General features: G+C 36.5%; 14 protein-coding genes. 1 reads left to right on the top strand and 13 read right to left on the bottom strand.

Annotated elements, in window-relative coordinates; translation table 11 throughout:
- Window positions 1–215: 215 nt before the first annotated feature.
- Together PQ479_RS00830 and metA are read right to left on the bottom strand one after the other, a co-directional pair.
- Window positions 216–1055, bottom strand: coding sequence for an alpha/beta fold hydrolase (locus PQ479_RS00830; RefSeq protein ID WP_047989445.1), 840 nt, complete (start codon window positions 1053–1055; stop codon window positions 216–218).
- A gap of 113 nt (window positions 1056–1168) precedes the next feature.
- A complete protein-coding gene (metA, locus tag PQ479_RS00825) occupies window positions 1169–2080 on the bottom strand; it encodes a homoserine O-acetyltransferase MetA (protein ID WP_047989446.1) in 912 nt (303 codons plus the stop codon).
- 500 nt (window positions 2081–2580) lie between these two features.
- Here metA and PQ479_RS00820 point away from each other — a divergent pair, with 500 nt between their 5' ends.
- Window positions 2581–3246 carry a reverse transcriptase-like protein gene (locus PQ479_RS00820; protein ID WP_047989447.1) on the top strand — a complete coding sequence of 222 codons (666 nt, stop codon included), beginning with the start codon at window positions 2581–2583 and terminating at the stop codon, window positions 3244–3246.
- A gap of 46 nt (window positions 3247–3292) precedes the next feature.
- On the opposite strand, the gene PQ479_RS00815 is transcribed toward PQ479_RS00820, so the two are convergent.
- From PQ479_RS00815 to PQ479_RS00765, 11 genes are all read right to left on the bottom strand, one after another.
- Window positions 3293–4144 (bottom strand): PHP domain-containing protein, encoded by an 852-nt coding sequence (locus PQ479_RS00815; protein ID WP_273716699.1) that lies wholly within the window; start codon window positions 4142–4144, stop codon window positions 3293–3295.
- Between the two features lie 14 nt (window positions 4145–4158).
- On the bottom strand, window positions 4159–4653 hold the full coding sequence (locus PQ479_RS00810; protein ID WP_047989449.1) for a DUF4352 domain-containing protein: 495 nt from the start codon (window positions 4651–4653) through the stop codon (window positions 4159–4161).
- Between the two features lie 87 nt (window positions 4654–4740).
- Complete coding sequence (gene nadE / locus PQ479_RS00805) at window positions 4741–5568, bottom strand: ammonia-dependent NAD(+) synthetase (RefSeq protein WP_047989636.1); 828 nt, start codon at window positions 5566–5568, stop codon at window positions 4741–4743.
- A gap of 1019 nt (window positions 5569–6587) precedes the next feature.
- Window positions 6588–7007 carry an acyl-CoA thioesterase gene (locus tag PQ479_RS00800; protein WP_047989450.1) on the bottom strand — a complete coding sequence of 140 codons (420 nt, stop codon included), beginning with the start codon at window positions 7005–7007 and terminating at the stop codon, window positions 6588–6590.
- Between the two features lie 11 nt (window positions 7008–7018).
- Complete coding sequence (locus tag PQ479_RS00795; protein ID WP_273716698.1) at window positions 7019–9352, bottom strand: AAA family ATPase; 2334 nt, start codon at window positions 9350–9352, stop codon at window positions 7019–7021.
- A 102-nt stretch (window positions 9353–9454) separates the two neighbouring features.
- Complete coding sequence (locus PQ479_RS00790; protein ID WP_047989451.1) at window positions 9455–9916, bottom strand: VanZ family protein; 462 nt, start codon at window positions 9914–9916, stop codon at window positions 9455–9457.
- Window positions 9917–10147: 231 nt separating this feature from the next.
- The gene (locus PQ479_RS00785) at window positions 10148–10288 is read right to left on the bottom strand and encodes an acid-soluble spore protein N (RefSeq protein WP_047989452.1); all 141 of its coding nucleotides are present in this window, start codon (window positions 10286–10288) and stop codon (window positions 10148–10150) included.
- 53 nt (window positions 10289–10341) lie between these two features.
- Window positions 10342–10482, bottom strand: coding sequence for an FbpB family small basic protein (locus tag PQ479_RS00780; protein ID WP_337957073.1), 141 nt, complete (start codon window positions 10480–10482; stop codon window positions 10342–10344).
- A gap of 60 nt (window positions 10483–10542) precedes the next feature.
- Window positions 10543–11256, bottom strand: coding sequence for a DUF421 domain-containing protein (locus PQ479_RS00775; RefSeq protein ID WP_047989453.1), 714 nt, complete (start codon window positions 11254–11256; stop codon window positions 10543–10545).
- A 24-nt stretch (window positions 11257–11280) separates the two neighbouring features.
- On the bottom strand, window positions 11281–11409 hold the full coding sequence (locus PQ479_RS00770) for a hypothetical protein (RefSeq protein ID WP_273716697.1): 129 nt from the start codon (window positions 11407–11409) through the stop codon (window positions 11281–11283).
- A 114-nt stretch (window positions 11410–11523) separates the two neighbouring features.
- The gene (locus PQ479_RS00765) at window positions 11524–14847 is read right to left on the bottom strand and encodes an efflux RND transporter permease subunit (protein WP_047989454.1); all 3324 of its coding nucleotides are present in this window, start codon (window positions 14845–14847) and stop codon (window positions 11524–11526) included.
- Window positions 14848–15004: the final 157 nt, after the last annotated feature.

The following is a 15004-nucleotide window of genomic DNA, read 5'->3' as shown; positions in this document are numbered from 1 at the left end:
TTTATACTCCAAGGTTCGGCCTCAGTATCTGCACAAATCCTTTTATATCTTATGGTGGCGATAGATGACTTTCATTTTTGTTAGTGTCGGAGCTGATTTTAGCTCCGACATAGGCAGTGCGAACATGGAGCGTTACTCGTCGCTACCGAAAATGGTGCTTAAAGATTAACAGAAGCTAAAAAAACCTTAAAGCCGTTTCCTACCTAGCCTTAAGGTTACACATGTTTTTTTAAAAACTGTTGAATATATTTAATGACCAGCTTAGGTCGTTCTTCTGGTGTTAAGTGCCCCGTATTTTTCAAACAAACCAATTGACTATTCCTAAGATCATTGGCTAATTTTTGTCCAATTCGATAAGGGATAATATGATCGGCCTCTCCCCATATTAATAAACAAGGTTGATCTACTTGTAATAGCTGTTCCTTGCTCAAATCGCCTTCTCGGTCCCGAATTAAATATAACATCGAACGATAGAACTCTTGTTCCTGCAACGGTTGCCGATACCCATCAATTAATTTCGCATCAATAATTCGCCGATTAAAAACAACCGTTTCCAATGCTGTTTGGTAATCCTTTTTACTAATCCACCATTTCATCAATGTATCAGCGAACGGGAGATAGCTAGCATATAAATAAGAACGTTTTACTTTCTTTAAGTACCCGGAACTATTAAGTAATATTAAACCTTGCACCCATTCAGTTTTTTTTAATGCTGTATATAATCCAACTTGTCCACCCATTGAGTGACCAATAATAATCATTTTCTCAATATTTAGTAATTCTGTGAGACGGAGAACCGTATTCGCATAATTGTCAAAGGAATAACGAAACCCCTTTAGCTTTCCGCTTCGACCAAATCCCGGTAAATCAAATAATAAACAATTATAGTTTTTTTTGAGTGCAGGTACTATTTTTCGGAAGCAAAAAAGGGATGAAATAAATCCATGAATAAACACAAGGACCGGTTTGTTTTTATGTTCCTCAGAAAAATAATACTCATAATAGATGTCTGAATTTAGTAAATATACGGTTTTACTTTCCTTTATGTGTGACATCGTTAGCACTCCAATTCGATCTATTTTAAACGAGATATCATCAAACTAAGTAAAAGTGAAGGTTATTAGTATTCTTTCCTTTTTCTTCTCCTTTATGATCATTTCTCATTTTTTTAGATCGTAAAATCATACGGCGTTTCTTGGTAGACATAGTAGTTCAACCAATTAGAAAATAATAAATTGGAGTGGGCTCTCCACCGTAATTTAGGCAACTTACCTTCTTGATTATCAGGAAAATAATTGATCGGTAATTGAATATTCATCCCTTTTGCTTTATCACGCTCATATTCTTGCTGCAAGGTATCTGTATCATATTCTGAATGACCCGTTACAAAAATTTGTTTGCCATTCCTCGAGCTACATAAATATAAGCCTGCTTCATCTGACCAGCTTAACACTTGTAAGTCTGGATGTTCTTTCACTTGTTGCAAACATATATCGGTATGTCTAGAATGTGGGGCGAGAAATTCCTCATCAAATCCCCTAAGTAGTTTAATCGTCGGTTCTAAAACTTGGTGGGTAAAAACGCCAAATACCTTTTTAGGTGTAGCTATTTTTTCGATTCCATAATGATGGTATAACCCCGCTTGAGCTCCCCAACAAATATGCAATGTCGAGGTAACATTGGTTAAACTCCAATCCATGATCATCTTTAGCTCGGTCCAGTAATCGACTTGCTCGAATGCTAATTTTTCTACGGGGGCACCTGTAATAATCATCCCATCGAATTTTTGTGCCTTTACTTCATCAATCGTTTTATAAAAGGTTTTTAGATGTTCAAAGGATGTGTTTTTGGATTGGTGTGTATCAGGGTGTATAAATGATACGTCAACTTGTAAGGGTGTGTTACCTAATAAGCGTAATATTTGCGTTTCTGTTTGTACTTTTAATGGCATTAAATTTAAAATTAAAATTTTTAATGGGCGAATATCCTGAGTATAAGCACGAGTTTCGTCCATAATAAATATATTCTCTCGGTTTAATATTTCTTTTGCTGGTAAGTCATCTGGTATTTTGATAGGCATATTCTCTACTCCTTTTTGCATAAAAGTTACTTGGGTTGTGCTCATTTCTCGAGATAACTTGACCTTTCGGTCTTTGTTATTGGTCCGCTTTTGAAAATGCGTGAAGTAGCCAAGCAAGCCTGGCTAACTGTCCAAAACATTTAGATTTTAGATACTAATCCTAATGGGTTACTACACACTTTTTTTGGGGTTGGTGGTGACTGGGCTACGGCAAAGTGTGAGAATCCTCAAAACCGCTATTGAATGAAAAGCCACCAGTAAAAGAGCAAAACACCACCTTCATGGTTGTATTAGGCGACGCTAATTTGGCTGGTGTTTATGTAGTGTTAATTGATCTATAATAAAAAACATAGTTGAACTTTGTTCGTGTGGGTTTTCTTACCTATCTGTTATAATACTACAAAATTTCTGAAAAATACGCTTATAAAATTGAAATTTTACGTGTTTACGCTTTTTTTGTCAAGGTTATGTTCTTCATGAAATGAAAGGTGGGAACGCAAATGAAATATGTAGCTACTTGGTTATATCAAATTCATAAGCATCATAAAAGCTATAAGATGACAAGTGAAGAAATGACGTTAGAAGAAGCAATTATATTTGCGGCTGATTTAGAAAAGAGTGGCAAAGCCAAATCAATTGAATGGTATGATCATGCAGATACCTATTGGACTACAAAGCAATTAAGGAAATTAAAAACAGTAACCGATACTGAACCGACTGATATTCAGGCTTATTTTGATGCTGGTTTTGATCAAACATCCAAACAAAGTGGACTTGGCATATCCATTTATTATAAACAACACCATAAAAACTATCGCCTCCGCATCAATCAGTTATTAGAACTACTTGAAGATAATAATGAAGCTGAATACGCTGCGATGTATTTTTTATTAGACCACTTGGAACGACTTAATATTCGTCATCAAACCATTCACGTTTATGCTGATTCCTATGTTGTCATTAAACAACTAGGTGATGAATGGCCCGTTTACGAAGAGCATTATCAAAAGTGGCATGAACGTATTGAGAAGAAAGCCTCCCAATTAGGGATTACGGTTCATTATCATCACATTCCCCGCGAAAAAAATAAAGAAGCAGATAAGCTTGCTTCAAAAGCGCTAAACAACGTTCAAGTAGAGGCATTAAGCGAACTGACTCAAGACTAACAAAAAATAAATGGGTGCCTTAGATAAGGCCCCCATTTATTTACGATTATTCTTCATTTAAAGCCTTCAACAATTGTTCAGCTAATCGATTATTTACTCTCGTTTGACCTAATGGCTCTATTTTCCTACCATACTCCTCATGGTGAAAATCGGAGCCTCCAGTCACATACAAGCTAATTCCTAAATCTTCTTCAATATCTGCTTTAATCTTCTCAAACTTTGCTATTTGCTCACTCGTATGGTCACGATGATAGATTTCAATCCCATCTAAGCCCATTCTAACCCAATCCTTGATATGAGAATCAAACGAATAATGACCTGGATGAGCTACAATGGAAATTCCTTGACTTTGCTTAATCCACCTAATAGCCTCTGCAACAGTCATTTCCTTTTCCTTCTCAACATAAGCGGGCTTACCTTCTGCTAAATAAAAATCAAAAGCTTCTTGGATACTTTGCACATATCCTTTTTCCACTAAAGCTTTTGCCATATGAGGACGTCCAACACTTCCCCCATCCACAAATTGTAAAACATCTTCTTCCTCTAAATGAACATCAATATTTTTTAATTTATCAATGATTTGAGCTAGTCGAATTGAACGCTGTCGTTGTTGATGCGTTAACATTTGAACAAAAGATGCGTCATCCGTTCGAATTCCATAACCAAGAATATGCACAGCCTTCCCGTTATACTTCGTTGACAACTCAATCCCCGTAATAAACTGTAACCCTAATTCTTCGGCTTTTGTTTTTGCTTCCTCAATCCCTTGAATTGTATCATGATCGGTTAATGCCACATATTGTAGACCGACACGTGCACACTTTTCCATTAAATCGGTTGGAGAGTAACCGCCATCTGAGGCCGTCGAATGCATGTGTAGGTCAGCATGGTTCTCCATCATTCATAACTCCTTTAATTCACTTCGTCCGTTTCTAGTGGGAGCGGCCACACCAGTTGTCCTGTTTTAGTATGGTCAGTAAATACTAATTCGTATTGTGTTGAAACAGGTACGTCAAAAGCTACTTCCCCTCTATTTTTTCGATTTGGATGTAATTGACCACCTAATATTCCCTTTAAAGAGGCATCAGAAGTGTGACTGTATGCATATCCGTCCTCATCAACTAACGTAAAATGAACAAGGCTTATGTTTTTCACTTGTTCACTCTGATTGTCAACAGTAATATCAACAATCACACGCTGTTCATCTTCCCCTTCTGATCTGACCTCTGTTCGTACATCATTCACAGAAATGGCCAATTTATTTAGCTCAAATTCCCCAAAGAGTGCTTCTGACGCTTCCTCTCCACCCTCTGTTGTTGTTTCACTGGAATTAAAATCTCTCACGTAAAAAACAACTAATAGGAGTAATACACATAAGCTACATAAAAGTATTACTTTCCCCTTCATATCTGTCCTCTCCTCAAATGTTACTTCTTGCTGTTTCTCTAGATGTCCATTATAGATATGTTGGATAGTCTTGCTTCATACCTGTTTTTACTTCCACCAATCATCCTGAATGGAGACTGGCTGTTGACGTTTATGTTCAGTGGCGAAATATCGGGCTTCAATTTTACTCACCAATACTTGTTCGACTTCCTTACCTTCCAAATAATCATCTAACTGATCATAAGTCATTCCCAACGCTTCCTCATCAGGAATCCCCGGCTTATCATCTTCTAAATCAGCAGTAGGAGCTTTCGTATATAAATGCTCAGGAGCACCTAATTCTTTTAGTAATAATTTCCCTTGTCTTTTTGTTAAACCAAAAAGTGGGGCAATGTCACAAGCACCATCTCCAAATTTCGTGAAAAATCCAGTTATAGCTTCAGCAGCATGATCTGTTCCGATAACGAGACAGCCATAATGGGCACCGATATCATACTGAGATTTCATTCGCTCACGGGCTTTTGTATTCCCTTGATTAAATAAGCTTAAAGCATCGCCTGTTGCCTGCTCGACAGCACGCACCGCTGCTTCAACTGCTGGCTTAATATTAACCGTTAGTGAATGAGTCGGTTGAATGAAGGCAAGGGCATCTTGAGCATCCGCTTCATCATGCTGTTCACCATATGGTAATCTCATCGCAATAAACTGGTATTCACTTTCTGATTGCTCACTGTTTAGTTGGTCAATAGCCATTTGTGCTAGCTTTCCACATAAGGTTGAGTCCTGCCCACCTGAAATCCCTAATACAAACCCTTTTGCACCGCTCTTTAATAAATAGTCTTTTAAAAATTGAACACGTGTTTGGATTTCCTCTTTCGGATTAATGGTTGACTTAACGTTCAATGCTTCAATTATTAATGCCTGATTGTCTGTCATGTAATGAGTCCTCCTTGTGTTTGTTTTCGTGCTTGAAAAAAATCTTTGCAGTTGACTCCACTGCTTTTCTTTTTCTAATATTTCTATTTGTTTCTCCCCTATAAGGTCAAAATGTGGGTAACTATTTCGTTGGTCAATCCATTTTGCTTGTAATTGATAGTTATGTCCCCATTCCTTTAACTTGGAAATATTACGGCATCCAACTTTTGTGACCGTTTCATAATGCGGAAATCGTTTGTCATACCAATAATGGGTGATAAAAGCAATTTCGTTATTATTTACTTTTTGTTTCCATAGCTCTAGCTCGTCCCTCGTTATTCCAAAAGCCAATCATTTTCACCTTCTTAATGCCAAAATATCATGTGAAATAGCTTCTAAAGCCTTGTTCTCTCCTTTCATATTTTAGCATAAAAAGATCGAAATCATAGCAAGTATGTATCTGCTTTTCTTCTTTTTACCCGAATGCCCATCTTTATACACGTTTTCTTTATAATCTTTCACTTGTCTTTGTATGAAAGTTACTTAAAGCTGATATGCGGAGCTCTAATCATCGCTACCGAAAATCATGCTGCGCGTCCTGCGAAGGATAAATTACTCCTGGTAAAAAATGTTTAATTTTGTTCTTCTATCGGACAACTTAAAAAACATTTATGTGAAAAGGGCGGGGAAATATAAAAACAGTAATTAGGATTAACAGATAATCCTTTACAACAAGTTTTAAACAAACACATATAATACTAAATAATATTAGAGTTGATAATAGTACACATATGGGATTGGGATGGATGATTTCCAAAGATAAACAAACACAAAATTACAATCATCGGCACACTGGTGGTACTGTCGGATATAACTCCTATATGGGAATAAAAAGACCGACTTTTGATAAGTCGGTCTTCTTTTTTGTACGATTATTGTGTGTGAATTCCCAGATGTTTTTCAGTGTTATTATGAAATTTTATAAGATATTTAACTTTTTTAAAGCCTGTTAAATCCGTATATATGCTTTTTTCTTTGGTTTATTTATGTTTTAATTTTTCATACGCTTCATGCCAATCTGGTAGGTGTTTTCTTATAGAGATCGGGCGGAAAGAGTCTTGTTTTACACAAACATGAATCGAATAACCGGTTACACAGACTTCGTTTTTCTGATTTTTTACTTCATACCCATATGTTACACGAAGGCCGTCGTAGTCCTCTACCCATGTGTTTATCGTTACAACCTCCCCGTAGGTTGTTGGCTTTTTATAGGAACAGTGGACATCAATGACGGGTGATAAAATACCTGATTTCTCCATTTCAGCATAATGGAATCCCAATTCCTTGATAAAATCAGTTCTCCCCACTTCAAACCAAACAATATAATTAGAATGATGAACGACACCCATCTGGTCCGTTTCTGCATACCTCACCGTTATATTCGTTGAAACTACCTTCATTGCTATCACCTCTATGATTTTATTAATTGTTCTACATCAACCCTAGTAATCCGTGATAAATCCTCTGTATCGAACAATTGATTTTTAATCAATCGCTCAGCTTGACCTTGAATTAGTTCCTCAACAAAATTATGAGCAAATCGCCCGTTCCCCGCGTGTCCTTTTTCTGGCAAGCTCTTTTCTATTAACGTCACTGCTTCTTCTGTCAGATTATAGCCTAAGGATTTGATTTTGTGAAAAATGATTTGCACGAGTTCTTCATTCGAATAAGAAGGGAAGTTTACTTGTTTTTGGAAACGTGAATTTAATCCTGGGTTACTATTAATAAATTCTTGCATTTCCTTTTCATATCCTGCTAAAACGACAACGATATTTTCTTGATGGTGACTCATCTCTTGTAACAAAGTCGTGATAGCCTCTTGACCAAAGTCGTTTTTATTAGGTGAAAACAAGGAATAAGCTTCATCAATGAATAAGACTCCACCTAAAGCATCTCGCACTTTTTCTTTCGTTTTTGTTGCAGTTTGTCCAATATAACCTGCTACTAAATCAGCTCGGCTAGCTACAACCAAATGCCCTCTTTTTAAAATACCTAACTCCTTTAAAATCCGTGCATAAATTTTTGCTACAGTCGTCTTCCCAGTTCCAGACGCTCCCGAAAAAATCGTATGTAGCTGAATTGGGCTTGTCTTTAAGTTAGCTTTTCTACGCATTTGCTGAATTTTGATATAATCACTCAGCTTCTTCAATTCTGCTTTCACTTGCTCTAACCCTATTAGTTGTTCAAGTTCCGCTTGAGCATTCATCTCATCTTCTGTTTCTGGCAAAACATCCTGCTCTTGTAAGAGTACAAATTGAGAGGGATCACTTGAATTAGAAGCTTTTGAACCTTTTTCAAAAATAGCATCCAATATAATATTCTTTACGGTTCTAGCATTACCAAAGCTTTCATCTACCTGAGCTTTTTCAATTCTTTCTATTAGTGCTTTTTCTGCTTGCTCCGTTAATAAAAAGTCGTTATCTGCTGCTATCTTTTTCCCGATTTCAAGTAACGCACTTGTCGAATAATCCTTCATTTCAAGTTGGTTTTGTTCTGGGAAGCGACTACGTAAACCTGGATTCGAGCGTAAGAACGTATTCATTTCCTCAGGATATCCCGCTAAAATCACCGCAAACTGATTCGCTTTTTCACCTGTCATAGCCGCTACCAGTGTATCAATTACGGTTTGACCATAATCATTGCCACTAGCCCCTGCCCTTTTTAAGCTATATGCCTCGTCGATAAATAACACTCCACCAGTCGCTTTTTCAATGGCTTGCATCGTTAATTCCTCTGTTTGTCCAACAAACCCCCCAACAAGTTGGGAACGATCAACCTCATATACTTGATTATGCTCCAGTAAACCAAGCTCATGATAGATTTTAGCAATCAGTCTAGCCATAGTCGTTTTACCTGTACCAGGATTTCCTGTAAAAATCATATGCAAGCTCAATCCGTCTTTCGTTGTATATCCTAGTTCCGCCCTTCTCTTCTGATACTGTAAATATTGATACAACTTTTCAACTCGAGTTTTAATCATATCTAAGCCAATCATTTCTTGTAATTCAACAAGGGCTGATTGACTTTTCTGGTCGGCTTTTAATTCATCTAATAGCTCTTGCCAATTGGATATTACTTCTTTAATATCCGTAACGGCTTTTTTGATTTGCTGTAATTGCTCATTCGAATAATAAATACCAGAAATGGACTGGGCATAGGCACCTGTCGCTTTTATAATCAATGAAAAGGGTTCCTGCATTTTTTGATACCATTTATATAATTGTAGAATCTTTTCTATCCGTAAGTCGACATCATAGTTGGAATCGATTCCTCCGATTTCTTCATAGATAGCCTTCAAGCCGTCAAGTTGCTCGAAATATTGTTCAGCTAAATAATAGTACTGTTCAGCGCGTTCTTTTTTGGTTGAAGAGTGATCGGTTTCTCTAATTGCTGGAAAATCGAAAGGGACATTTATTTCTTGTAGTTTAGTAAATAAATATTCGACATGCCATTTAGTTAATTGCGGATGCTGCTTATCCACATGTAAGGCTTGTTCTAACCATTTTTTCATGAGTTGGTCAAACTGATGCACTTTTTTGAAACGAAATTCCATCAATGATACATATAATTGGACTTTAATCTCTTCTAAGAGCTTTATGTCTTCTGGTTCTTGATTGTCTTTTAATTGTTTGTCTACTTGTTTTAAAATTGTTAATGCTTTTGTATCAGAAAAAGGCTCTACTTCGTCTGTGACAGCCTCTATCCATTCTTGTATTTCCGTTATTGTCATCTTCTGTTCATTCACAAGCTCACCACTTTCTATCATTCAAGTACGATTTTAACAAACTTTACTTTGAAACGCACTTATCGGGTGATTTTGGATGGAAGTTCCTTCCGTGCTGGTAAATTATATGGTAAATAGAATAAACCTTCTTTTTATTTGTTGAAACAACCAGTAAAATCCGTAACCCACCATGGCCCCAGCTGTATTTAAAAACAAGTCGTCCACATCTGCTACACGATAAAGGAACGTAAATTGAATAAGTTCAATCATAAATGAAACGATAAATCCCATCCACACCACTTTTGCAAACTGCCCCTTTAACCTTCTGAATACAATGGGAAGAAAAAATCCTAATGGAATAAATAAAACAATATTTCCAATTAATATTTTTATAGGATCATAAAAACTTGGACTATATATAGCAATTCGATAAATAGAACGAAAAGGTATAAGGTTATAGTTCCTCCCTCCAGGACCTGCTTCCCCTAATGAAGCCCCATAATTCCAAGCGAATAAGGTGATATATAATAAGACAGATAAATAGATGATAAAGGGAGCATGAATAATCCATTTAGATTTATTCATTATTTCACCTCCAAAAATGAACGCATTTGCTATTATCTATTCAATGTCCCATCAAAATATATCCCATCTCTATACAAAACTAACTTGATTAGCTCGTTGCATTCCTTCACAAAAGGAGTATGATTCTCATGGAGTGAAAGTGGCCCCTATATTTAATCAGAAAAAACGAGTTCGATATATCATCGAACTCGTTTCTCATGTCTTTAAGGCAACTTTTTTACTATAAGCGTTTTATCCTTTAGGTGGAATATAATTGGGTTGTTCATTTCCTTTATTATTCATTTTCTTCCCTTTATTTGAATCACTTTTTCTTGGCTGTGTGCCTAAATGATTCGGTCGAAACTGATCAAAAGAATGTTTGGACTTCGCCATATTTAATCCCCTCCTAAACATTAGGATGAGTTTGTTTCATTTAAATTATGCTGTTATGACTCAGAAGATAAATGGCGCTGTTCCCAACGATCTTCCAGTTGTTCTAGACGTTGCTCGTCATTTAGTAGTTCTTCCTTATTTTCACGAACTAGTTCTTCAAATGATAAATTTCTGACTTTTCTCAAAATAAACACCCCACTTTTTTATCTATTAGTTTTCCATATATTCGTGGATTTATACACGTTCATCACTATTTATGTTTGCTTTTGCTTTGGGCTTATATATACTTCTCCATTTTCATGCCATATCATGAGGAAGATGTCCTCGACATGCTCATAACCATACTTATTAATAAGTAAACGTATTTGTTCAACGGTACCCATTTTTTGAACGTTTTCTATAACGACTTCGCCATCTTCAATTAATACGGAAGGATAACCAGAACGGCTTGGTGTTTTTCCGATATCTTGAGGAGTCAAAGCTTGAAATGCATTTTTCTTAATGACACTAATCTGCCCATTTAATTCTAAAATAGCATAATCTACCTCATTTAAGTTACTTGCATCTTTTAAGCGTAAATCCATCATTAATTGTTCGATTGTGACCCTTGTTTTTTTAAGTTGTTTATTTAAGATTTTTCCATGCTGTATAAGGATAATGGGTTCTTCTTCAATAACTCTTCGAAATCTTGGTGTTTTTAAAGCTATCAGAGAAAGAGCAAAATGTAAGCTCGCTATAACAGCTGCCGAACAAACAGGTCCAGTCATTGATAAATCACCATCTGTTAAGGGTGCACCTAAAATATCACCAATAACGACACCGAAAATAAAATCAAGAGGGTCAATCGAACTCATTGAGCGTTGACCTAACACTTTTACAAAGAAAAATATATATAAATAAATGATGATTCCACGTATTAAAAAACCATAAATCGGTAACTCTTCTGCCCCTACCCAAAACTCGAACATCCGACAATCTCCCCCAAAATAAAATTATGACTTCGAATTCCTCATTTTTAATACCTCGATTTCAGCATAGGAGCCTTTTTGGGCTTGTGGGAATCGCAATCTTCTCGCTTGCTCCTCTTTCTTTAGCTTTAATTTTCGCCTATGATTAGCCATGTGATCATCCTCCTTAACCTTTGTGGTCGTTATTATGACCAAGAATAGCGTTTTTATGATATAAAAAAAGCGATAAATGCTTAGAAGCATTTATCACTTTCAAAAAGGAGCCGATTATTTATCATTTTTTTTATTTGAGTCTACAATTCGTTCTAACAGCTCTAAAATATCTTCTTTCGATAAATCTTGTGCCTTTGAAGAAGATGTCTGCTGTTTCTCTTCTTTCTCATTTCCAAGCTCATCTTCGGTTTGTTTAGCTAATTCTTCGTCTGTTTCGACTTCTTTATCAAAATTAGCCGTCTCTTCATTTTCTCGTGGAAATTCTTCTTTTTTCTCCACATGTCTCGGTAGTTGCTTATAATCATCAACCTCGATGAATTCACCTTCAACCGTTACATAACGTTTTTTCTTTTTACGCATCTCTGAATCAAAAAGGCTATACACAACCGGTATGACAAAAAGTGATAAGAGTGTACTACTAAATAATCCACCGATTACGACTAAGGCCATCGGTTGCTGTAATTCGGCACCTTCACCAATTCCTAAAGCAAGTGGTACCATTCCAAGTATCGCGGTTAGCGATGTAAGTACGATCGGCCTAGTACGATCTTGAACCCCTTGTACAAGTGCGTCGTAAGAACTCAATCCACGTTCTTTTAATTGATTGACATAGTCTACTAACACGATAGCGTTATTAACAACAATTCCTATTAAGACCATACCACCTATAAAGACCGTTACGCCAATTGGTGTTTGAGTAATCGTCAGAATAAAAGCCACACCAATCACGACTAGTGGAACAGTAAACATAATAATAAACGGTGATTTAAATGATTCAAATTGTGCTGCCATAACAAGGTAAATAAAAACAATTCCTAGAATTAGAGCTAAGATCATACTGTTCATTGAGTCTTCCAGTAACTCTTGCTCACCACCCCAGCTAAGCGACGTTTCTTCGGCAAAATCTAAATCATCATATATTTGGTTGATTTCATTCGTTACATTTCCTAAAGCAGACCCTGCTGCATAATAAACCGTAAATTCAACGGCTTCTTCCTGTTCGAGACGATTAACAGTAGCTGTACTTTGCCCTTCAACAATCTCTGCAACGTCATTTAAGTTAATATACTCATTTTGACCATTTTGAATTTGAATGGTCTCTAACGCTTCAATATCTTCAATATAATCAGGATTTAATTGAACCACTATATCATAAATGTCTTGTTCTTCTGTTTGAAGTGTTGAAGCAATTTGTCCTGTCGTTAGCTGATTAATTTGATTAGCGATCTGAGCGGGAGCTAATCCATTTTCTCTTGCCGCGTCTATATCGACTTCAATCGCGATTTCAGGTACTTGCTCCTCAATACTCATCTCTACTGTTCGGATGATATTTACATCCTCTAACTCTAATTGAAGTTCTTCAGCTTGTTCATAGAGACGAGTCGAGTTTGAATCACTAATTGTAAATACGGCTGTATTGGCATCTGTTCCAAGAGCATTCATCGTGGTGGCTGAAATATCTGCATCCGAATCAGCTCTACTTAATTCACGCTCGATCGATTCAATGAATGCACTTGTCGATACATTTCTCTGTTCAAGTGGCACCATCGAAACTTGTATTTGAGCCTCGTGGCTTGCTCCGCCTCCCATACCTTGGGCTGTTGAACCTGTAGTACTGACAAAATTGGCGATTTCATTATGACTTTCTAATACATCCTCTACAGCTTCTACTGCTTCTTGTGTCCGTTGAAGTGATGTTCCATTTTCTAATTCAATATCTATCGTAAATGAACCTTGATCACTATCCGGTAAAAATTCAAAACCTACAGTCGTTAAACCTAATCCACCGACAATTAACGATGCCGCTGTAATAACTAAAACGGTAATTCTGTGATTTAAAACCCATTCTGCTGCTGATTTTAATGCCCTCATAGGCTTCGTTTGTTTTCTTTGTTCCTCTAAGTTCTCTGATGGTGTTTTTAACCAACGACTGGCGATCATAGGAATGACCGTTACCGCCACAATTAAAGAGGCAATTAAGCTGAAAGAAACAGTCAAAGCAAATTCAGCAAATAGATTTCCTATAATACCGCTAATAAAAACGATTGGTAAAAATACAGAAATCGTTGATAACGTAGACGCAGTAATAGCCGCTGCCACTTCTTTCGTTCCATCTAAGGCCGCTTGCTTCGGGTCTTTTTGCATCGATAAATGTCTATATATGTTCTCAATAACAACAATCGCATTGTCAATTAACATACCAATTCCAAGTGCAAGTCCACCAAGACTCATCAGATTCAAACCAATATCAGTAAAATACATAAAAGCAAAGGTAGTAATTACTGAAAACGGGATTGCAATTCCAATGATAATAGGTGTTTTTAAATTTCTTAAAAAGAAAAATAAGACTAACATCGCCAGAATTCCACCAAAAATTAACGCATTCGTCACACTATCAATCGATAAGCTTATAAACTCCCCTTCATCATATAAAGTAATCACATCTAAATCTTCATACTTTGATTGTGAGAGCATCTCTGTTAAACGGTCATTTACTGCATTTGACACGGATACCGTATTCGCATCGGACTCTTTCATCACAGTAAATTGAATAGCCTCTTCTTGATCAGCTCTTGTAATAACCTGCTGTTCTTCTTGTCCTATTTCAACCGTAGCTAAGTCGGTTAAGACAATCTCATCACCGGTTTCTGGATTTACTGAGACAACTAAGTCTTGAATATCTTCTAAACTCGTTAATTCACTAATAACTCTTGTTGTTAAGCTCAATTCACCATCTGCTACTGTACCACCTGGCATAGCAACATTGTGAGCTTGTATGACATTAATGATATCTTCTTGTGTTACGCCTGCTGATACTAATTCATCTTGGTCGAGGTAAATCTGAACTTCTTCAATAATCGCACCCGACTCATTCACACTGGCGACACCAGGTATTTTATTGACTTCATCTGAGAGGTCAAATACTACATCTTGAAAGTCAATAACAGGCTCATCAGAAGTAATGGCTAACATTAAGGTTGGCATCATAGATGGATCAAATTTAATAAAACTAGGTTCATTTGCTCCATCTGGTAAAGGAATTTGACGTAAGGTATTAATAATATCCAGTTCAACATCTTCAATGGACGTTGACCAGTCAAATTCTAATAGGATTAAAGATGTCCCTTCTGACGTTTGTGAGGTCATCCGTTTTAAACCAGATGTCGTACTTAACCTCTCCTCAATCGGATCCGTAACACGCTGAAGGATCTCCTCCGGACTAGCCCCATTATAACTCGTCGCAACAGCTGCAATCGGTGGACTTATATTCGGGAACAACTGCAACGGTAGGTTTGATAGCGAAACAAACCCCATAATAAGAAAAAACAACATGGCGACGATTGTGAATTTCGGTCGCCTTATCGAAAAATTTGTCATTCTATGTACTACCCCTTTTCTAATTGTTGATTAGTTAATTAGTTATTTCGTAAGTTAAGAATCTAAACTATTAAGTTTCTTAATTAAATTCATGGTAATGATCTTAGCTTTTTAAGTCAAACGAAAGACCTTATTCTAACCAAATTCAGAAAACTTC

The sequence above is a fragment of the Alkalihalobacillus pseudalcaliphilus genome (assembly GCF_028610675.1).
In the GTDB taxonomy this organism is placed as follows: Bacteria; Bacillota; Bacilli; order Bacillales; family Bacillaceae_D; genus Alkalihalobacillus; species Alkalihalobacillus pseudalcaliphilus.
This window is presented reverse-complemented; position numbering and strand designations above follow the sequence as displayed.

What these genes read in the sequence shown, in the direction of transcription:
- PQ479_RS00815 (WP_273716699.1), bottom strand. Translation starts at nt 4,144, where the DNA reads ATGGAGAACCATGCTGACCTACACATGCATTCGACGGCCTCAGATGGC.
- PQ479_RS00785 (WP_047989452.1), bottom strand. Translation starts at nt 10,288, where the DNA reads ATGGCGAAGTCCAAACATTCTTTTGATCAGTTTCGACCGAATCATTTA.
- PQ479_RS00830 (WP_047989445.1), bottom strand. Translation starts at nt 1,055, where the DNA reads ATGTCACACATAAAGGAAAGTAAAACCGTATATTTACTAAATTCAGAC.
- PQ479_RS00800 (WP_047989450.1), bottom strand. Translation starts at nt 7,007, where the DNA reads ATGAAGGTAGTTTCAACGAATATAACGGTGAGGTATGCAGAAACGGAC.
- nadE (WP_047989636.1), bottom strand. Translation starts at nt 5,568, where the DNA reads ATGACAGACAATCAGGCATTAATAATTGAAGCATTGAACGTTAAGTCA.
- PQ479_RS00820 (WP_047989447.1), top strand. Translation starts at nt 2,581, where the DNA reads ATGAAATATGTAGCTACTTGGTTATATCAAATTCATAAGCATCATAAA.
- PQ479_RS00765 (WP_047989454.1), bottom strand. Translation starts at nt 14,847, where the DNA reads ATGACAAATTTTTCGATAAGGCGACCGAAATTCACAATCGTCGCCATG.
- PQ479_RS00790 (WP_047989451.1), bottom strand. Translation starts at nt 9,916, where the DNA reads ATGAATAAATCTAAATGGATTATTCATGCTCCCTTTATCATCTATTTA.
- PQ479_RS00770 (WP_273716697.1), bottom strand. Translation starts at nt 11,409, where the DNA reads ATGGCTAATCATAGGCGAAAATTAAAGCTAAAGAAAGAGGAGCAAGCG.
- metA (WP_047989446.1), bottom strand. Translation starts at nt 2,080, where the DNA reads ATGCCTATCAAAATACCAGATGACTTACCAGCAAAAGAAATATTAAAC.
- PQ479_RS00810 (WP_047989449.1), bottom strand. Translation starts at nt 4,653, where the DNA reads ATGAAGGGGAAAGTAATACTTTTATGTAGCTTATGTGTATTACTCCTA.
- PQ479_RS00775 (WP_047989453.1), bottom strand. Translation starts at nt 11,256, where the DNA reads ATGTTCGAGTTTTGGGTAGGGGCAGAAGAGTTACCGATTTATGGTTTT.